20 protein-coding genes are annotated in these 20,730 nt (G+C 38.5%); 19 read left to right on the top strand and 1 reads right to left on the bottom strand.

Features of this window, described 5'->3' with window-relative positions:
* Positions 1 to 131: 131 nt before the first annotated feature.
* From sucC to trmFO, 5 genes are all read left to right on the top strand, one after another.
* Entirely contained in the window at positions 132 to 1,292 is a 1,161-nt protein-coding gene (gene sucC / locus ABH966_RS01330; protein WP_370075241.1) for an ADP-forming succinate--CoA ligase subunit beta, read from the top strand.
* A gap of 17 nt (positions 1,293 to 1,309) precedes the next feature.
* The gene (gene sucD, locus ABH966_RS01325) at positions 1,310 to 2,212 is read left to right on the top strand and encodes a succinate--CoA ligase subunit alpha (RefSeq protein WP_370075240.1); all 903 of its coding nucleotides are present in this window, start codon (positions 1,310 to 1,312) and stop codon (positions 2,210 to 2,212) included.
* Positions 2,213 to 2,399: 187 nt separating this feature from the next.
* Entirely contained in the window at positions 2,400 to 3,296 is an 897-nt protein-coding gene (gene dprA, locus ABH966_RS01320; protein ID WP_370075239.1) for a DNA-processing protein DprA, read from the top strand.
* Between the two features lie 91 nt (positions 3,297 to 3,387).
* Positions 3,388 to 5,466 (top strand): type I DNA topoisomerase, encoded by a 2,079-nt coding sequence (topA, locus tag ABH966_RS01315; RefSeq protein WP_370075238.1) that lies wholly within the window; start codon positions 3,388 to 3,390, stop codon positions 5,464 to 5,466.
* A gap of 18 nt (positions 5,467 to 5,484) precedes the next feature.
* A complete protein-coding gene (gene trmFO, locus ABH966_RS01310; RefSeq protein WP_370075237.1) occupies positions 5,485 to 6,798 on the top strand; it encodes an FADH(2)-oxidizing methylenetetrahydrofolate--tRNA-(uracil(54)-C(5))-methyltransferase TrmFO in 1,314 nt (437 codons plus the stop codon).
* 257 nt (positions 6,799 to 7,055) lie between these two features.
* Here the strand turns inward: trmFO and ABH966_RS01305 are convergent, their stop codons facing one another.
* Positions 7,056 to 7,244, bottom strand: coding sequence for a hypothetical protein (locus ABH966_RS01305; RefSeq protein WP_370075236.1), 189 nt, complete (start codon positions 7,242 to 7,244; stop codon positions 7,056 to 7,058).
* A gap of 169 nt (positions 7,245 to 7,413) precedes the next feature.
* Here ABH966_RS01305 and xerC point away from each other — a divergent pair, with 169 nt between their 5' ends.
* From xerC to ABH966_RS01235, 14 genes are all read left to right on the top strand, one after another.
* Positions 7,414 to 8,313 carry a tyrosine recombinase XerC gene (gene xerC / locus ABH966_RS01300; protein WP_370075235.1) on the top strand — a complete coding sequence of 300 codons (900 nt, stop codon included), beginning with the start codon at positions 7,414 to 7,416 and terminating at the stop codon, positions 8,311 to 8,313.
* 20 nt (positions 8,314 to 8,333) lie between these two features.
* Positions 8,334 to 8,879: an ATP-dependent protease subunit HslV gene (gene hslV, locus ABH966_RS01295; RefSeq protein WP_132357448.1), complete on the top strand. Its 546-nt coding sequence runs from the start codon at positions 8,334 to 8,336 to the stop codon at positions 8,877 to 8,879.
* A complete protein-coding gene (hslU, locus tag ABH966_RS01290; protein ID WP_370075234.1) occupies positions 8,879 to 10,276 on the top strand; it encodes an ATP-dependent protease ATPase subunit HslU in 1,398 nt (465 codons plus the stop codon). Before hslV ends, hslU begins: the two co-directional genes overlap by 1 nt.
* Before the next feature lie 87 nt (positions 10,277 to 10,363).
* Complete coding sequence (gene codY, locus ABH966_RS01285) at positions 10,364 to 11,143, top strand: GTP-sensing pleiotropic transcriptional regulator CodY (protein ID WP_370075233.1); 780 nt, start codon at positions 10,364 to 10,366, stop codon at positions 11,141 to 11,143.
* 960 nt (positions 11,144 to 12,103) lie between these two features.
* Positions 12,104 to 12,496 carry a flagellar basal body rod protein FlgB gene (gene flgB / locus ABH966_RS01280; RefSeq protein WP_370075232.1) on the top strand — a complete coding sequence of 131 codons (393 nt, stop codon included), beginning with the start codon at positions 12,104 to 12,106 and terminating at the stop codon, positions 12,494 to 12,496.
* A gap of 3 nt (positions 12,497 to 12,499) precedes the next feature.
* Complete coding sequence (gene flgC / locus ABH966_RS01275) at positions 12,500 to 12,961, top strand: flagellar basal body rod protein FlgC (protein WP_370075231.1); 462 nt, start codon at positions 12,500 to 12,502, stop codon at positions 12,959 to 12,961.
* 23 nt (positions 12,962 to 12,984) lie between these two features.
* Positions 12,985 to 13,290, top strand: coding sequence for a flagellar hook-basal body complex protein FliE (gene fliE / locus ABH966_RS01270; protein ID WP_370075230.1), 306 nt, complete (start codon positions 12,985 to 12,987; stop codon positions 13,288 to 13,290).
* Positions 13,291 to 13,643: 353 nt separating this feature from the next.
* A complete protein-coding gene (gene fliF / locus ABH966_RS01265) occupies positions 13,644 to 15,233 on the top strand; it encodes a flagellar basal-body MS-ring/collar protein FliF (RefSeq protein WP_370075229.1) in 1,590 nt (529 codons plus the stop codon).
* Positions 15,234 to 15,248: 15 nt separating this feature from the next.
* Positions 15,249 to 16,262, top strand: a complete 1,014-nt coding sequence (gene fliG / locus ABH966_RS01260; RefSeq protein WP_053594207.1) for a flagellar motor switch protein FliG — start codon at positions 15,249 to 15,251, stop codon at positions 16,260 to 16,262.
* On the top strand, positions 16,255 to 17,043 hold the full coding sequence (gene fliH / locus ABH966_RS01255; protein ID WP_370075228.1) for a flagellar assembly protein FliH: 789 nt from the start codon (positions 16,255 to 16,257) through the stop codon (positions 17,041 to 17,043). The genes fliG and fliH overlap by 8 nt, the downstream gene beginning before the upstream one ends.
* 5 nt (positions 17,044 to 17,048) lie before the next feature.
* A complete protein-coding gene (gene fliI / locus ABH966_RS01250; RefSeq protein WP_132357440.1) occupies positions 17,049 to 18,374 on the top strand; it encodes a flagellar protein export ATPase FliI in 1,326 nt (441 codons plus the stop codon).
* Between the two features lies 1 nt (position 18,375).
* On the top strand, positions 18,376 to 18,825 hold the full coding sequence (gene fliJ, locus ABH966_RS01245; RefSeq protein ID WP_370075227.1) for a flagellar export protein FliJ: 450 nt from the start codon (positions 18,376 to 18,378) through the stop codon (positions 18,823 to 18,825).
* A gap of 4 nt (positions 18,826 to 18,829) precedes the next feature.
* Positions 18,830 to 19,438 (top strand): MotE family protein, encoded by a 609-nt coding sequence (locus ABH966_RS01240; protein WP_323652765.1) that lies wholly within the window; start codon positions 18,830 to 18,832, stop codon positions 19,436 to 19,438.
* Positions 19,439 to 19,462: 24 nt separating this feature from the next.
* Positions 19,463 to 20,728, top strand: coding sequence for a flagellar hook-length control protein FliK (locus ABH966_RS01235; protein ID WP_370075226.1), 1,266 nt, complete (start codon positions 19,463 to 19,465; stop codon positions 20,726 to 20,728).
* The last annotated feature ends 2 nt before the right edge of the window (positions 20,729 to 20,730 follow it).

Below are 20,730 nucleotides of genomic sequence, written 5' to 3'. Positions count from 1 at the left end.
CAGAAGAAAACGTCATATTAAAAGATAAAAAATGAATAAAAGACAAAGTGTAGACTTTATCAGAATCTTTCGTTAGAATAGATTATGTTAGTAAAACAATTTTATGCAAATGTTTGATGGGAGGATGTATTATGAATATCCATGAATATCAAGGGAAAGAGATTCTTAGAAAATATGGTGTAGCTGTACCGAACGGAAAAGTTGCTTTTTCCCCTGATGAAGCAGTGAAAGTAGCAAAGGAACTTGGCTCTAATGTGACAGTAGTCAAGGCGCAAATTCATGCAGGTGGACGCGGTAAAGCAGGTGGCGTAAAAATCGCTAAAAACCTTGACGAGGTGCGTACATATGCAAAAGAATTACTAGGCAAAATTTTAGTAACTCATCAAACAGGTCCTGAAGGAAAAGAAATAAAACGCTTATATATTGAAGAGGGTTCTGATATTCAAAAAGAATACTATTTAAGTTTAGTATTAGACCGCGCAACATCCCGTGTAACAGTGATGGGATCAGAAGAGGGCGGCATGGATATTGAGGAAGTAGCGGAATCACATCCAGAAAAAATCTTCAAAGAAGTTGTGGATCCTGTTGTGGGATTAACAGGTTTCCAGGCACGTCGCATGGCGTTCAATATGAATATTCCAGCTAACCTAGTAGGGAAAGCTGTTAAATTAATGTTAGGCTTATATCAAGCATTTATCGACAAAGATGCTTCTATTGTAGAAATTAATCCACTTGTTATAACTGGGCAAGGAGAAGTTTTGGCATTAGATGCTAAATTTAATTTCGATGCAAATGCGTTGTATCGTCATAAAGATATTGTCGAATTACGTGATTTTGATGAAGAAGATCCAAAGGAAATCGAAGCATCAAAATATGACCTTAGCTATATTTCGTTAGATGGCAATATTGGCTGTATGGTTAATGGAGCTGGTCTTGCGATGGCTACAATGGACACAATTAGCTATTATGGCGGAAGCCCCGCTAACTTCTTAGATGTAGGTGGCGGCGCTACGGCAGAAAAAGTAACAGAAGCTTTCAAAATCATCCTTTCTGATTCACATGTAAAAGGCATCTTTGTAAACATTTTTGGCGGAATTATGAAATGTGACATTATCGCTGAGGGTGTTGTAGCAGCTGCCAAAGAAATTGGACTAGCTGTGCCGTTAGTTGTACGTTTAGAAGGTACAAATGTAGAACTTGGAAAAGAAATTTTAAATGCATCTGGTTTGAACATCGTTGCAGCGGATTCAATGGCTGACGGTGCACAAAAAATTGTGGGACTAGTAGGCTAAGGAAGGCAGGGAGAACAATGGCTGTATTTATTGATAAAGATACGAAGGTAATTGTACAAGGGATTACGGGCGAAACAGCGCTTTTCCATACGAAGCAAATGCTTGAGTATGGTACTAAAATTGTAGCTGGTGTAACACCAGGTAAAGGTGGTCTTGAAATCGAAGGAGTGCCTGTATTTAACACTGTAGTGGAAGCTGTAGCTGCAACAGGTGCGACAACTTCAGTTATTTATGTACCTGCTCCATTCGCGGCAGATGCTATTTTAGAGGCAGTTGATGCTGAATTAGAATTAACAATCTGTATTACTGAACATATTCCTGTCCTTGATATGGTTAAGGTTAAACGTTATATGGAAGGTAAAAAGACACGTCTAGTAGGTCCAAACTGTCCAGGTGTTATTACGGCAGATGAATGTAAGATTGGTATTATGCCAGGGTATATCCATACAAAAGGGCATGTAGGAGTTGTTTCTCGCTCTGGTACGTTAACATACGAGGCTGTACACCAATTAACACAAGCTGGTATTGGCCAAACTACAGCTGTAGGTATCGGTGGAGACCCTGTCAATGGTACAAACTTTATCGATGTTTTGGAAGCGTTTAACAACGATCCAGAAACATATGCAGTTGTAATGATCGGGGAAATTGGGGGTACAGCTGAAGAAGAAGCGGCTGAGTGGATTAAAGAAAATATGACGAAACCTGTCGTTGGCTTTATCGGTGGACAAACAGCACCTCCAGGAAAACGTATGGGTCACGCTGGTGCTATTATCTCAGGTGGTAAAGGAACAGCAGCAGAGAAAATTAAGGCAATGAATGCTGCTGGTATTGAAGTAGCGGAAACGCCATCTGTCATTGGTGACACACTTATTAAAGTAATCAAAGAAAAAGGGCTATACGAAAAGTGTAAAACCCATTAAAATGGAAGATGTAGCACACTGTGGCTACATCTTTTACTTTATGTAGACACGGCTTTAATATGCTTCTAACGGAATTGTGTTCAAGAACTTCCCACTTCCTACTTACTTTTAAGAACCTTTCCTAAAAAAAGCTGTGTCATTAAAGATGCGGTCATTTAATTTCTTCTATTTAAAAGGAGGTTTTTAAATGATTTTTTCAGTCGATACACAGAGATTACTAGCTTTACATTATATATACCCATTACCACTTCAAAAACTTCAGCAATTACTGTCCCCGGTGGATATACTAAGTTATTTTGAAGACGCGCCCCCTTACGAGATTGCAAAAGCACTGCAACTACCATCTCAAAGAGCATTGGAAATATCCCGGAGTTTTCGACAAATTATGACATTCCCTTTTAGGGAAGCTTATGAACGGGCCAATATTTCCCCTATTCCTTTTCATCATCCTTTTTACCCGGCGCAATTATTTGAAATATCAAGTCCACCTACTGTATTGTATGTGAAAGGTCGGTATTCTCTATTAACGGACGAAAAACAAGTAGCCATTATAGGCTCTAGAAAGGCTACAACTTATACAAAGATTGCGATGGATCTAATCGTCCCACCACTTGTTGAACACGGATATACTGTCGTAAGCGGGCTTGCAAGAGGGGCAGATACGATCGCTCATGAGACAACCATAAAGGTTGGTGGTTCCACAATTGCAGTGCTTGGTCACGGGTTTAATTATTTATACCCTATGGAAAACCAGCCTCTCGCTGAGCATATGGCGGAGCATCAGTTACTTGTCACAGAGTATCCTCCGTATATGAAGCCTGAGAAATGGCATTTTCCAATGCGTAATCGAATAATTAGCGGATTGTCCAAAGCTTTAGTTGTAACCGAAGCAGCATTAAGAAGTGGAACGCTTATTACAACAGATTATGCATTAGAGCAAGGAAAAGATGTATTTGTTGTGCCGGGTCCAATTAATGCGGAGCAATCAAAAGGCACAAATAAACTACTATTAGAAGGAGCTATTCCGGTGTGCAATGGTCACGAAATCGTTGAAACACTTACTCTCTTTTCTAACAAAAATTGAAAAAAAGTTGCATTATCTTAAAATCTGTTATACATTTTGCAACAGGTAACTTAAAAAATTAGCAATAGACCTCTCTAAGGGGGAGACATAGATGGCGGATTATTTAGTGATTGTAGAATCACCAGCAAAAGCAAAAACAATTGAACGATATTTAGGGAAAAAATATAAAGTGAAAGCGTCAATCGGGCATGTTCGTGATCTACCACGTAGCCAAATGGGTGTTGGTCCTGAAAATGATTTTGAACCTAAATATATTACTATTCGTGGTAAAGGTCCTGTTTTACAGGACTTAAAGTCAGCAGCTAAAAAAGTGAAGAAAGTCTTTCTAGCGGCCGATCCAGACCGCGAGGGAGAAGCGATTGCTTGGCACCTTGCGACTGCGTTAAATATTGATATTCATTCAGATTGTCGTGTCGTTTTTAATGAAATTACAAAAGATGCGATTGTAGAATCTTTTAAAAATCCACGTCCTATTAATATGGATTTAGTAGATGCACAGCAAACACGTCGTATATTGGACAGACTTGTTGGTTATAACATTAGCCCGATTCTTTGGAAAAAAGTTAAAAAAGGATTATCAGCAGGACGAGTTCAATCTGTAGCACTACGCATGATTATTGATCGTGAAAATGAAATTAAAAACTTCCAACCGGAAGAATATTGGACAATTGAAGGTTCTTTTGAAAAAGGTAAGAAAACGTTCGATGCGCTTTATTATGGTAATGGCAAAGAAAAAATTAAATTAACAAATGAAGAACAAGTAAAATCTATTTTAAAAAATGTTAAAGGTACAAGTTTTGAAGTTGTCAATGTATCTAAAAAAGAACGTAAACGAAATGCAGCACCTGCTTTTACAACATCTTCTTTACAGCAAGAGGCCGCACGTAAGTTGAATTTCCGTGCTAAGAAAACGATGATGCTTGCGCAACAATTATATGAAGGTATCGATGTGGGTAAAAAAGAGGGAACAGTCGGTTTAATCACTTATATGCGTACCGACTCAACACGTATTTCGGATACAGCAAAAACAGAGGCAATTGCCTACATTGAATCTAAATACGGCAAAGAATTCATCTCCACAGAATCGAAGCAGGCTAAAAAAGCATCCAATGCACAAGATGCCCATGAGGCCATTCGTCCAACTAGTACGATACGAACTCCAGATGAATTAAAAGCAGTGCTTAGTCGCGACCAATTGCGCTTATATCGTTTAATTTGGGAGCGCTTTATCGCTAGTCAGATGGCGCCGGCTGTACTTGATACAGTTGCTGTTGATTTACAAAATGGGGATGTTTTATTCCGTGCAAACGGCTCACAAGTTAAATTTGCTGGCTTTATGAAGTTATATATTGAGGGTACGGATGATCAAACTGAAGAAACAACAAAGCTTCTACCTGAAATGGAAGTTGGCGATCAAGTAAAATCTCTTGAAATTGAGCCAAAGCAACATTTTACACAGCCACCACCACGCTATTCAGAGGCGCGTCTTGTAAAGACAATGGAAGAGTTAGGTATAGGGCGCCCGTCCACATATGCACCGACCCTCGATACAATTCAGCGCCGTGGCTATGTCGTATTAGATGCAAAACGATTTATGCCGACTGAGCTGGGAGAAATCGTGCACCAACTCGTATTAGAGTTTTTCCCTGATGAAATAAATATCGAATTCACAGCACAAATGGAGCAAGATTTGGATGATATTGAAGAAGGTAGTCGTCAGTGGAAAGAAATTGTCCGTGAGTTTTATAAGGATTTTGAGGTCCATGTAAAGCATGCAGATGAGGCTATGGAAAAGGTTGTTATAAAAGATGAACCGGCCGGCGAGGATTGTGAGCTTTGTGGATCTCCAATGGTCTTTAAGCTTGGACGATATGGGAAATTTATGGCTTGTTCAAACTTCCCAGATTGCCGCAATACAAAAGCTATTATGAAACCTATTGGCGTAAAATGCCCATCCTGTGAAACAGGCGAAATTGTAGAACGAAAGAGTAAAACAAAGCGTTTATTCTATGGCTGCAATCAGTACCCTGAGTGTGAATTTGTTTCTTGGGACAAGCCAATTAGTAGACCATGCCCGAAATGCAGTGCATTATTGGTAGAGAAAAAAATTAAAAAAGGTGTGCAAATTCAGTGTACGAAATGTGACTATGAAGAGACACCTACTCAATGATAGAAAGATGGTAAGAACATGACTGAACAAGTAGTAAATGTAATAGGCGCAGGTCTTGCGGGCAGTGAGGCTGCTTGGCAAATTGCTCAACGTGGTGTGAAAGTTAGACTTTATGAAATGCGTCCAGTAAAGCAAACACCAGCCCACCATACTGATAAATTTGCAGAGCTTGTTTGTTCAAACTCACTACGTGCAAATGGATTAACAAATGCCGTAGGTGTGATTAAAGAAGAGATGCGTATTTTAGATTCTGTTATTATGAAGGCAGCAGATGCATGTTCAGTACCAGCAGGCGGTGCCTTAGCAGTGGATCGTCATGAATTTGCGGGCTATGTGACAGACTCGGTGAAAAATCATCCTCTTGTCGAAGTAATTCATGAAGAAGTCACGGAAATTCCAGAAGGCATTACTGTGATCGCTACAGGACCACTAACATCGAAAGCTTTAGCTGAAAAAATTCAGAGCTTAACAGGTTTAGATTATTTATATTTCTATGATGCAGCAGCACCAATTATTGAAAAAGACAGCATCGATATGGAGAAAGTTTATTTAAAATCTCGTTATGATAAAGGGGAAGCAGCTTATTTAAACTGTCCTATGACAAAGGAAGAATTTGATCGTTTCCGTCAAGCGTTAATCGAAGCAGAGGTTGTGCCATTAAAGGAATTTGAAAAGGAAATTTACTTTGAAGGCTGTATGCCAATCGAAGTAATGGCTACTCGCGGGGAGAAAACAATGTTATTTGGACCAATGAAGCCAGTAGGTCTAGAAGATCCAAAAACAGGGAAACGACCTTATGCTGTTGTTCAATTACGTCAGGATGATGCAGCAGGAACTCTTTACAATATAGTTGGCTTCCAAACACATTTAAAATGGGGACCACAGAAAGAAGTATTGCAATTAATTCCGGGATTAGAGAATGTTGAAATCGTTCGTTATGGAGTTATGCATAGAAATACATTCATTAATTCACCAAAGGTTCTAGAGAAAACTTATCAGCTTCGCGAGCGAAAAAATATTTTCTTTGCTGGCCAAATGACAGGTGTCGAAGGATATGTTGAATCTGCTGGTAGTGGATTAATTGCTGGTATAAATGCAGCTCGATTAGCATTAGGACAAGAACAACTTATCTTCCCATTCGAAACGGCGTTAGGAAGTATGGCGCGTTATATAACAGAAGCACAATCTAAAAACTTCCAGCCAATGAACGTCAACTTTGGAATTTTCCCTGAACTACCACCAGGACGTCGTTCAAAACCAGAGCGTGCAGAGATGCATGCTACACGTGCAATAAACACAATTCGTAATTTTGTGAATTCACAAACAATTTGATTGCAAAAAGCCTCTAAAAGTTGATATACTCTTAGAGGCTTTTTCTTTTTTGTAGGCAAAATGCTAATTTACACGAATTTTATTATTTTGTATGGAGATTTTCTCAAAATATAAACATTTCCACTTGCTATATGATGAAGATAGGTATAGTGTCAATATGTATGTTTTCTACATTAACGATACCCAAAGTGACAAACTAAAGAGGATCATCGAAAATTGACATTCTTTTAATGGCAAGTGAAAGCACTTTAGGCTCATCAGCCAACGTTGAATTGCATTTGTAAAAAACGTATGCCATGTATATAAGTTGATTGGAGTGGAGGCTGGGCGACTCCTTGGGGATCAGCGATAGAGGAACGAAGGCTAAAAACATCACGTCCTGTGATAACGCCTTCGTGACCAACATCCTGCTGCTGACGCTTCGTTAGCACTACGCTTTCGCGCAAAAAACATCTGTTGTCCCAAGCGGCTCAACGGACGCCCCCAGGAAGCTCTGCGCGAAAGCGAAGCGTCAGCTACAAAGCGCCCAGCCGGAACGGAAATCAACCCCACGTTATGGTGATGACCCATAATTTGAGAAGATTATCAATAAATCCATTGGTGGTGAATCTTTTAATGTTAGTTTCGTCCCAAGATGCACTTGAGCAGTTTATGCTTTATATCCAAATTGAAAAAAACTTCTCTGTTCATACAGTGCGAGAGTATGAATCGGATCTACTAGATTTTTTAGCGTTTTTGCAGGCGGAGGGCGTAAATGATTTAGCTAGTGTTGAGTATATACATGCACGTCTTTATGTGACGAAGTTGTACGATGAAAAGAGAGCAAGATCATCGGTATCAAGGAAAATCTCCTCAATACGCTCCTTCTATCGCTTTCTAAATAGACAGTACGGATTAGATGATGGGGCATTTCGATCACTTTATCATCCTAAAAAAGAATCACGCTTACCTAGTTTTTTCTATGAAGAAGAGTTGAAGCAGTTATTTGATGCGAATGTTGGCGATGATTTGAAATCATTAAGAAATACGGCTATATTAGAGCTGTTATATGCGACAGGTATTCGTGTAAGTGAGCTCACATCTATTCAAGTAGAAGATGTTGATTTCCATTATTCAATTATTAGGGTAATGGGAAAAGGGCGAAAAGAACGTATTATTCCATTCGGGCAATTTGCGAGTTTAGCTATGCAGGATTACATAGAGCAAGCTCGTCCACGATTGATGAAAAACACAAGTCATCAGCAATTGTTTGTCAACATGCGCGGTGGGGAACTTACTCCTCGAGGTGTACGTCATATTTTAACTGAAATGATTGACAAGGCCTCGCTCCATACGAAAATATATCCACATATGCTTCGCCATACTTTTGCCACACATTTATTGAATAATGGCGCAGATTTACGTACGGTGCAGGAGTTATTAGGCCACGCTCATTTAACTTCTACACAAGTTTACACACATGTAACAAAAGAGCATCTTCGTCAAACATATATGAATGCTCATCCAAGGGCATAATAAGCTAAGGAGGAAGGCAAATGGGACAAATTCATGCGACAACGATATTTGCGGTTCATCATAATGGAGCTTGCGCTATGGCAGGTGATGGTCAAGTAACCCTAGGGAATGCGGTTGTAATGAAGGGTACAGCAAGGAAGGTCAGACGTCTGTTTAATGGGCAGGTACTTGCCGGATTTGCCGGATCGGTTGCCGATGCTTTTACACTTTTTGAAATGTTTGAAGGAAAGTTAAATGAATACAATGGCAACTTACAACGTGCAGCGGTTGAAGTAGCTAAGCAATGGCGCGGTGATAAAATGCTACGTCAATTAGAGGCCATGCTGCTTGTAATGGATAAAAGTACGCTCCTTCTTGTTTCAGGTACGGGAGAGGTAATTGAACCGGATGATGGGGTTTTGGCAATTGGTTCTGGGGGAAACTATGCATTATCAGCAGGTCGTGCTCTGAAAAAATATGCGGGTGATACAATGTCTGCTCGCGAAATTGCAGAAGCGGCATTAGAAACTGCTGCTGAAATCTGTGTGTTTACGAATCATAATATTATCGTGGAGGCGCTTAACTAATGACAAAAAATAATTTAACGCCAAGACAAATTACTGAGCATTTGGATCGTTATATCGTTGGACAAAATGAAGCGAAGCGAGCGGTAGCTATTGCGTTACGTAATCGATATCGTCGCTCACTGTTAAGTGATGAGATGAAGGCTGAGGTAATTCCAAAAAATATTTTGATGATTGGACCTACAGGTGTCGGAAAAACAGAAATTGCACGAAGAATTGCAAAGCTAACGAATGCACCATTTGTGAAGGTAGAAGCAACAAAGTTTACAGAAGTAGGGTACGTTGGACGCGACGTAGAGTCAATGGTACGTGATGTAGTAGAAGCTTCTCATCGTCTTGTAAAAGAAGAAATGACGGAGTCTGTAAAGGACCAAGCAGAAGAATTAGCAAACGAAGCCATCGTTAAGCTATTGGTTCCTTCCTTACGAAAAAAACAGTCTATGCAAAATCCATTTGAAATGTTATTTGGTGGGAAAGAACCGCAAGCCAATGACGATTCCTCTGAAGAAACTGAAGTACGCTCCAAACGTGCGCAAATCGCTATCGATTTACGCAATGGTAAATTAGAAAATGAATGGGTTACAGTTGAAGTAACGGAACAAAATTCTTCTATTTTCGATGCGTTACAAGGAACTGGCATGGATATGTCAGCTAACAGTGGCATGCAGGATATGTTATCTAATTTGATGCCTAAAAAGCAGAAGAAACGCCGTGTACAAGTGAAAGACGCGCGCCGTATTCTAACAATAGAGGAAGCAAATAAGCTTATAGATGCAGATGAAGTTGCCCAAGAAGCTATTTCAAGAGCTGAACAGTCAGGTATTATTTTTATTGATGAGATTGATAAAATCGCTAGTAAGGATGGTAACTCCTCTGCGAATGTATCACGTGAGGGTGTGCAACGTGATATTCTGCCAATCGTTGAAGGTTCTACTGTAACGACGAAGTACGGTGCTGTCAAAACAGACTTTATGTTGTTCATTGCTGCTGGAGCATTTCATATGTCAAAGCCATCAGATCTAATTCCTGAATTGCAGGGACGATTCCCGATTCGAGTAGAGCTTGAAAAATTAACGAAACAAGATTTTGTACGTATTTTGAAAGAGCCAGACCAATCACTTATTTTGCAATACAAGGCATTATTAGAAACAGAAGGCGTGGAAATAAACTTTACGGAAGACGCGATTGAACGAATTGCAGAAATTGCAACCGAGGTCAATCAAGCGACAGATAATATTGGAGCTCGACGTTTACACACAATTTTAGAACGTTTATTGGAAGAATTATCGTTTGAAGCTGCAGAAATTGCGCCTGCGAATATTCCAATTAATGCTGCATATGTAGATCAAAAACTTGCGGGTATAGTAAAAAACAAAGATTTGTCACAGTTTATATTGTAAGCTAAGGCTGAATAGTTTCATTCAGTTATAAAAAACTTTAGAATATTAAGTAAATACTCTTCGGATTATTTATAGGAGGAACATATAATGAATTTATTAGAAAAAACACGTAAAATTAACTCGATGCTCCAAGCATCTGCTGGTAAGCCGGTAAACTTTAAAGAAATGGCAGATACATTAGGAGATATTATTGACAGTAATGTTTATATTGTGAGCCGTAAAGGGAAGCTTTTAGGCATTTCAATTCATCAACAAATTGAAAACGAACGTATGAAAAAGATGTTCGAAGAGCGTCAATTCCCAGAAGCGTATACACATAGCTTGTTTACAATTTCTGGAACATCTTCAAACCTAGATATTAATGACGAACATACTGCTTTCCCAGTTGAAAACAAAGAGCTATTCCAAAATGCATTAACAACGATTGTTCCGATTGTTGGTGGTGGTGAGCGTCTAGGTACATTAATTCTTGCTCGTTTATCTTCACAATTCGAGGATGATGATTTAATTTTAGCTGAGTATGGTGCAACAGTAGTTGGTATGGAAATTTTACGTGAAAAATCTGAGGAAATTGAAGAGGAAGCTCGTAGCAAAGCTGTTGTACAAATGGCAATTAATTCTCTTTCATACAGTGAGTTAGAAGCTATTGAACATATCTTTGAAGAGCTTGACGGCCATGAAGGTCTACTTGTTGCTTCAAAAATTGCAGACCGAGTTGGCATTACACGTTCAGTAATCGTAAACGCATTACGTAAACTAGAATCTGCAGGTGTAATCGAATCTCGCTCTCTAGGTATGAAAGGTACTTACATTAAAGTACTAAACGGTAAATTCTTAAATGCATTAGCTGAAATTAAAATGAAATAATAAAACGTTCTTTAGGAACGATGTCAGGCATCTGGAATGGATTTTCCAGATGCCTTTTAACTTCTCTCATATCTTTTTTTAACGTTAGTGAAACGACAGGTACAGAAGTCTTCCACCACTATAGATGGTGAGATAAATGTGGATTTAAGTTACTTTTCTATAGGTGTCCAAACACCTGAAACTGTCCTATGCTTCCTTTTTTGCGCAGATAAACAAAAGCAGCTCATTGGACGCCCCAAGTCGGTACAGAAATCACCCCCCTCGTTTTGCATAAAGATTTAATATGACACTTAAAATTCATTAGTAACATGAAGGCATCAGGAATAATTGTGTTCCAGATGCCTTTTTGAACTTTTCCGTATTTCGACAAGAAATCGACGAAAATTTCAGCTGATTTACAATGCTCTAATTAAGTCGAACTATGTTATAGTACTAAATAGGGGGGAGAAATAATCTATGTTTTAATTCTTTTCCTCATCTCCTATAGGTATGTTTTCAACCCTTATAGACGCAATTATCATTGCTTTCTCCCTAAATTAGATTTTTTGAGTATGCATTACTTTTTGCATAAATGAAAAAAATAGATGCTCCAATTGATACTTATAAGACAGTCTAGAATAACTATTCTGAATTTTAAGTATTTTTTACAACTTGTACTTAAATAGTAAAAAGGAACTCTAATATAGACATTGTGTCTACTGATATTTTGTTAAAAAAAGGAAAAAAATCAATCCTAAAACCGTAAACACTGTCTGAGTAGTGTAAATTAACTAGATATGTGTTGTGTCCTGTGAAGCCTGTAGTAGCAAGGGGTGCGGAAGTATTGTCCTGGTTATTTGCGAATAAAAATAGGTCTGATATACTATTAAAAAGGGACAAAAGACAATAGACACTAGGTATCATCTTAATTACAATTGTGTTATTGGATAAAAAATGAAATACATAAATGAGGTGAGTGTTTTGGATTTGTTTGGAGGAACTATTAGTAGTTTGGAAAACGGACTTTCCTATGCAACTTTGAATCATAAAACGATCGCTAATAACATTGCGAATGTCGATACGCCGAACTATAAGGCGAAAAGTGTAAGTTTTAAAGATATGTTGGAGAAAGAACAACAAATGTCACTGTCGGCATATCGTACTGATAGTAGACATTATGATTTCGAGATTCGACAATCAACGCCTGGAGTGAATAATGTTGATGGCTTACGTTATCGAAATAACGGTAATGCCGTAGATATGGATGCTGAACAGGCGAAACTAGCGGAAAATCAAATTTATTACAACGCATTAATTGAACGTATGAACGGTAAGTTAAATACTCTAAATACTGTAATAAAAGGAGGTAAGTAATAGATGTCTATTTTTCATGGAATGAATACCACTGCCTCAGCTTTAACAGCACAGCGTTTACGAATGGATGTCATTTCTTCAAATATGGCAAACATGGATTCAACGCGATCTAAACAAGTGAATGGGGAGTGGGAACCATACCGTCGAAAGTCTGTGACATTTACAGCACAAGAGGGACAGTTTTCAAATTTCTTTAATGTAGCACTTGGTAAAAACGCAAAAAGTGGCGTTGGTAACGGCGTAAAAGTTACACAAATAAAAGAGGATACAGAAACACCTTTCAAACTTGTGTATGATCCAACTCATCCCGATGCAAATGCAGATGGCTATGTAAATATGCCAAATGTAGATCCATTAAAAGAAATGGTAGATTTAATGTCAGCTACTCGTTCCTACGAGGCAAACGTAACTGTATTGAATGCAAATAAATCCATGCTGACAAAGGCTTTAGAGATTGGAAGATAAATAAGAAGAAAGGAAGATACATAATGACAATTTCGTCCGTTTCACAAATGACACCTATGCAGGTTGTAAATGAAACAAATAAACTTAAAACGACACCTTATGAAGCACAACAGAGCTTTGCGAACTCGTTAAAAGAAGCAATATCGAAAGTAAATGATCAACAAATTACTTCTGACAATCTTACTCAAAAGTTAATTAATGGAGGAGATGTAGAGTTGCACGAAGTGATGATTGCATCACAAAAAGCGAGCATTACATTAAATGCAACAATTGAAGTTCGCAATAAGGTGATTGAAGCTTACCAAGAAATAATGCGAATGAGTGTCTAACTTTATTTGAACAAGTGATTACATTCACTATTGAAGTAAAGAATATATCCCATAATTTATACTTTTTTAAATGAATGATTGATGTAGAGGATTGACGACTCCTTAAGGATTACGTTACAGATAATACCCTGGAGACAGAAGTGGCGAAGGTTAAAAGCATCAAGTCTTGAGATAATGCCTTGACCAACATCCTGATTGCCACAAGTGTGGCTCATCGGACGCTCCTAGGAAAAAGACTAATCGAAACGGAAATCAACCCGTTATGGTGATGATATTGATTGAATGTTATGGGATACCACTGTTTTCGCGAATTATTAGATGGATAGGTTATTCACTATAACCGGAGGATCATAATGAATGAACGATTGACGAAAATAAAAAACGACACCAGCCAATTTTGGACAAGTCGTAGTAAAAAACAAAAAATTGTGATGATTGGTTCTTTAGTAGGGGTTGTAGCACTTGCTATAGTTATTACAATTTTTGCTACAAAAACTACATATGTACCACTTTATAAGGATTTATCGACAAGAGAAATCGGACAAGTGAAGGAAGCGCTAGACACTCAAGGTGTAAAGTATGAAATTGAACCGGGAGGGACATCGATTTCAGTCCCTGAAGACCAAGTAGATTCATTGCTAGTGCAGTTGGCATCGGACGGATATCCGCAAACAGGGTCGATTGATTACTCTTTTGCAAAGGGCTCTGGATTTGGTATGACAGATAATGAGTTTAACCTCTTAAAAAAAGCAGCAACTGAAACAGAAGTTGCAAAGCTCATTAAAAATCTAGATGGTGTAAAAGATGCAAAGGTAATGATCAACGTTCCAGAAGAGGGCGTTTTCTTAAAGGATGTTAAAGATGAAGCGACAGCATCTATTGTTTTAAATACAGACCCTGGCTATAAATTTACAGAGCAACAAATTGCCACTATGTACAATTTAGTAGCAAAAAGTGTTCCGAATTTAAACACGGATAACATTGTTATTTCTAACCAATTCTCCGAGTACTTTGATCTGCATGCTGCAACTGCTGATGGAACTTCAACAACGACAGCTGAAGGTCAGCTACAAGCGAAGAAATTGGTTGAGCGCGACCTACAGCGACAAGTTCAAAGTATGCTAGGTACGCTTATGGGACAAGACAAAGTAGTAGTTTCTGTGACAACAGACATTGATTTCAAAAAAGAAAATCGTGAAGAAAACCTAGTTACACCGGTTGACGAAGAGAATATGGCAGGAATAGAAATTAGTGCTCAACGTATTTCGGATCAATATTCTGGTACAGCTGCGGCTACTGGTACACCTGAAGCTGAAACGACAACAGATAACTTTACCACTTATAACGAAGGTACCATGGGTAACGGGGATTCCGAGCATACCGAAGAAACAATTAATTATGACGTAAACCGTATACGCAAAGAGATCCAAGAGGCACCATATAAAGTTCAAGATATAGGTATCCAAGTAATTGTTGAACCACCGACAGGAGCTGACGCAGGAACGTTACCAAATGGGGTTCAAGAGGATATCCAGAAAATTTTAAGTACTATTGTTCGTACGACGATTTCTAAAGATGTAGCAGCAGAACTTACTCAAGATCAAATCGATGAAAAAGTAGCTGTTTCAGTGCATCCTTTAAATGGTAAAGCAACAGAGACAGCTAGTGAAAAATCTGTTATTCCATGGTGGGTTTGGGTAATCGGCGGCATATTACTAGCTGTAATATTATTGCTTGCATTCTTCATTATCCGTTCACGTAAACGTGCGGAAGAAGAAGAAGAACTTAGTATCCTAGATGAACAAGAAGAATTAATGATTGAAGATATTAATGAAGAAATTGAAACGGAAGCTACAATGCGTCGTAAGCAGCTTGAAAAAATGGCAAAAGATAAGCCAGACGATTTTGCGAAGTTACTGCGTAGTTGGATTGCGGAAGACTAACTAGGAGGTTCGACTGTGTCCAAGAAAGATAAAGAATTAACTGGAAAACAAAAGGCCGCGCTCTTGTTAATTTCATTAGGGCCTGAGGTTTCAGCTTCTGTTTACAAACATTTAACAGAAGAGGAAATTGAACGCTTAACATTAGAGATTTCAAGCGTTAAAAAAGTAGAAGCAAACGTTAAAGAAGAAATTATTGAAGAATTTCACAATATTGCACTTGCGCAAGACTATATTACACAGGGTGGTATTGGTTACGCGAAGACAGTATTGGAAAAAGCACTTGGTGTAGAACAGGCGCAAACAATTATTAATCGTCTAACATCTTCTTTGCAAGTGCGTCCATTTGACTTTGCGCGTAGAGCTGATCCAGCACAGATTTTTAACTTTATTCAAAATGAACATCCACAAACAATTGCCCTTATTCTATCTTATTTAGAGGCAGGGCAAGCGGGTGTTATTTTATCTTCATTACCACAGGAAGTACAAGCTGATATTGCTAAACGTATAGCCGTAATGGAATCAACTTCTCCAGAAGTTATTAGTGAAATTGAATCTGTATTAGAGCGTAAATTATCATCAACCGTTACACAGGATTACACGGAAACGGGTGGCATTGACGCAGTTGTTGAAGTGTTAAATGGTGTAGACCGACAAACGGAAAAAACGATTCTCGATGCACTCGAAATTCAAGATCCAGAGCTTGCTGAAGAAATCAAAAAACGTATGTTTGTATTCGAGGATATTGTTACGCTCGACAACCGCTCAATTCAACGTGTTATTCGTGATTGTGAAAATGAAGACTTACTGCTTTCAATGAAAGTTTCAAGCGAAGAAGTAAAAGATATTATTTTCCGCAATATGTCACAACGTATGGCTGAGACATTTAAGGAAGAAATGGAAATTATGGGACCTGTACGTCTGCGTGATGTAGAGGAGGCACAATCTCGAATTGTTGCTGTCATTCGTCGCTTAGAGGATGCTGGTGAGATTATTATTGCACGTGGTGGAGGAGATGACGTCATTGTCTAGAATCATCCGTTCTGTATATACACAGTCCAATGGCGATCATGTCAAAAAAATTCAAATTCGTGACATGTTTGAGATGCAAGAGGTAGAGAACGGAGAAGTTCCACCTCAAAAACAAATTACTATCGAAGAAGTGCTAGAAGAGCGCGAACGTTTATTTGCAGAGGCTAGAGCTACTTTACAAGCTGAACGTGAGGCTTTTGAACAAGAAAAGCAAATGTTCTTTCAGGAAATTGAACATTTAAAGCAAGGTTGGGAAGAAGAACGACCTAATCGAGTGCAAGAAGCTTATGATGAAGGATTTGGTCAAGGCTATGAGGACGGGATAAACAAAGCTAATGAAGCGATGGCGCAATCTCTCCAAACGGCCAATGAAATAATCATTCATGCAGGGGAAAATGCTCGGAAATATATTGAAGATCAGGAATCGATTATTTTAGAGCTAGGCTTAACTACAGCAGAGCGAATTATTGATGCATCTTTAGAGCGAGACAACGAATTATTTGTTTCAATCGTTCATAGAGGACTTAAAGAAGCGAGAGAAATGAAAGAAATAAAAATTTATGTTTCGCCTACCTACTATGCTCTAATTACTGCTAATCGGGATGAACTAGCTGAAATGTTCCCAACTGACGTACCATTTATGATTTTTGTAAATGAGGAGTTAGAAAATGAAACAGATTGTTATATTGAAACAAATCATGGCCGTATTGTTGTAAGTATTGATGAGCAATTGAACGAACTAAGATTGAAGCTACATGAAATATTAGAAAGTAAGGAATGATCTAGATGAAAACGGCTCAATTAATCGAACAAATTCCTCAAATACCAACCTTTAAAAAATTTGGTAGAGTAACTAGAGTTGTCGGCTTGATGATTGAGTCACAAGGTCCAGATAGTTCTATTGGTGATGTCTGTAAAATTCATGTGGAAACTTCTAAAAACGGCCATCAAATCATCTTAGCAGAGGTTGTAGGCTTCAAAGATGAAATTGTCGTCTTAATGCCTTTTACTTCGCTTCGAGAAATATCAATTGGCTGCCTAGTCGAAGGTACAGGGGCACCGCTTGAGGTAAAAGTGGGCCCTGAGCTAATCGGTAAGGTACTTGATTCTATGGGGAATCCAATAGATGGAACTGTATTACCGAAAGGATTAATGACAGTTCCGACAGAGCAGGACCCACCCAATCCACTAACGCGCCCGCCGATAAATGAAAGACTTGAAGTAGGTGTTAAAGCAATTGATGGCATGCTAACAGTGGGTAATGGACAACGTGTTGGTATTTTCGCTGGTTCTGGGGTCGGGAAAAGTACATTGCTCGGTATGATTGCGCGAAATACCCAAGCAGATTTAAACGTAATCGCGCTAATTGGGGAACGTGGTCGTGAGGTTCGTGAGTTTATAGAGCGTGATTTAGGACCAGAGGGTTTAAGTCGATCGATAGTAGTAGCTGCTACCTCTGATCAGCCTGCACTAATGCGAATTAAAGGGGCCTTTACCGCAACAGCGATTGCTGAATATTTTAGAAATCGCGGCTTAAATGTCATGTTGATGATGGACTCTGTGACTCGTGTTGCTATGGCGCAGCGTGAAATCGGTCTTGCGACAGGTGAACCACCAGCTCAAAAAGGTTATACACCATCTGTATTTGCGATTTTACCTAAACTATTAGAACGCACAGGTACTAATGAGAAAGGCTCTATTACTGCCTTTTATACAGTGTTAGTAGATGGTGATGATATGAATGAGCCAATTGCAGATACGGTGCGAGGGATTTTAGATGGTCATATAGTCCTTGATCGAAACCTTGCTAATAAAGGTCAATATCCAGCTATTAATGTATTAAAAAGTGTCAGCCGTTTGATGAATCATGTGGCAGAGCCAGAGCACAAAAAGGCTGCAGAACGATTAAGGGAGCTCTATTATACATATGACAAGTCAGAGGATTTAATTAATATCGGTGCCTATAAGACAGGAACATCAAAAGAAATTGATGAAGCCATTTACTATGAACCTCTCATTACCGCTTATTTAAAGCAAGGCTATTTAGATAAGGTGACCCTAGAGGAAAGTAAGAATGAGTTAATTTCATTATCGATTGGTGGTGGAAAATAGGGTGGTAAGCTATATATATCGTTTTGAAAAAGTGTTAACCATTCGAGAGCAAGAAAAAAATGAAACAGAAATTGCCTATAAAGAATCTGTACGTTCTTTTGAAGAAATTGCAACTAAGCTATATGAGTTGTTAAAAAAGAAAGAAGATTTAATAGAGTTTCAGCAGGAGCGTTTAGCTGTAGGTTCATCAATAGAAGAAGTTCATCACTATGCACGGTTTATTGATAGCCTCGAAAAAACAATTACTGATGTACAGCAAAAAGTTGTTCAAGCTCGTGCAAAAATGAATTGGCACGAAGAAAAATTATTAGAAAAAAACTTGGAAGTACGTAAATTTGAAAAAATGCGAGAGAAAGATTTTAAAGTGTTTCAGCAGGAACAGGATCGTATCGAAGGCATTTTTTTAGATGAGATTTCATTGCTTACGTATAACAAGAGAGAAATCAGGTGATTTCATGGCGAAAACAGACAATCGACTTAAAGCAGAATTAGTAGAACAACCGCCTAAACGTAAATCAGGAGGCTTGCGAAAGTTTTTTACGTGGTTTGTAATACCTATTATGTTTGTAGCGGCAGTTCTACTTGTTGTTGCAACCCTAATGAATACGAATGTTTTTGATTTAGGGAAAAAGGCAGTTCAAAGCTTACCATTCGTTCCTTCAGAAGAACAACAAGCAAAAGATGCTGTCGTTAATAATGATTCAAAAGTTGTAAAGTTACAGGCCGAAATACAAGAAAAAGAAGCGGAAATCGTACAGCTTCAAAAAAAGATGGATACGGCAACAACTGAAAAAGAAAAGTTAACGACAGAAAATGAACAGTTAAAATTTGAAATTGAAAAATTAAATAGGGAGCAAAGTGATGTAAAGCGTGACTTTACTGATATTTTAAAAACATTTGATAAAATGTCCCCTAAAGCAGCAGCGCCAGTTCTTATTAAAATGAGCGATACTGAAGCACTTCGTATTTTAACAAACTTAAAACCAGATAAATTAGCTGCGATTTTAGAAAAAATGGATCCACAAAATGCTGCTAAATATACAGAAATGATGGCTAAACAATAAGGAAATCTGAAGGGGGGTGAAAAAATGGATGTGGCAATGATGCAAATGATGTCTAAGGCTATACCAGCTAAAACAGCAGCTACAAAACCTACAACATCAGGTGATTCCAATGTGAATGCAAATGGACCGTCGAACAAGTTTGGGTCTGTTTTTGGACAGATTATTTCTTCTTCAAATCAAATACAGCAGCCTACACAGTCAACAGACATAAAAGATACATCTGATTTGACAGCAGTTTTAAATGCTGAATCTATAGAAGACGTACTAGACTTACTGGGTATTCCACACGACGATGGCTTGTTAATGCTTCAAATTGGTGATGAAGGCAAAGCTGTTGCAATTGATGAAATGTTAAATCTGGATAACCTAATGGATGCATTGGGGATTGATACCGAGCAACTTCAACAATTAGTACAACAGTTGCTAGGAGAAGATAAAGAAGCAAAAGATGTATGGGAGCTTTTAGCAATAGTAGACGCTCAGGCACCAATGCTTCAAACGCAAATCGTAGCAGCTTTACAAGGCGAAGGACAAGTGACTCCAAAGGAAACAGCGCCATTACTTCAAGTGTTAAAGTTAGCACAGCTAGTTGGACAAAAAACAGACTTAACAGCTTCACAAGAAAACGTGCTAACTAACATCAAGAGTCTTCTGACAACGATGCAAACACAAGTAGAGACGACTTTATCTGAACAGCAAGTAACAACGAAAACAACAGTAACACTGCCGTTACAAGGCTTTCAGAAAGTAGTTCAACAAGTTCAAGTTACAAAACAGACAGACACTAGTTCTAATGAGATGGTAACTTCCAATACAGTCCAAACAAAAGCAGATACGTTCCAAGTAACACTCCCGGCTGCAAAACCAGCACAGTCTGAGGCATTTTTGAAAGAGATGCAAGCAATTATCAACAGAGCCCAAATCTCTAATGCACAGGGTATTACGCGCTTAACATTGAAATTGTATCCCGAAAATCTAGGAGCAATTCGTATCGAACTTGTGCAAAATGACGGTGTCCTCACAGCCCGTCTACTCGCTTCAACAGCTCAAGGTCGTGAATTACTTGATAGTACGGCACATCAATTAAAGCAAGCCTTTGTACAGCAAAATATTCAAGTTGATCGTCTTGATATTGCCCAATCCTTACAAGATGCAGATCGTCAACAACGCGATCAAAGCTTCTTCAATAATTTCTTTAAGCAACAACAGCAAGAAGAAGAAGAGCAAAAAAGCGACAATGACGATGAAGGCAAGTCCTTTAATGACTATCTAATAAGTGAGGAGGTGTAAAT

The sequence above is a fragment of the Lysinibacillus sp. RC46 genome, assembly GCF_041262385.1.
Taxonomy (GTDB): Bacteria; Bacillota; Bacilli; order Bacillales_A; family Planococcaceae; genus Lysinibacillus.
The sequence above is the reverse complement of the archived record's forward strand: the minus strand, read 5'-3'. Positions and strand labels throughout refer to the sequence as shown.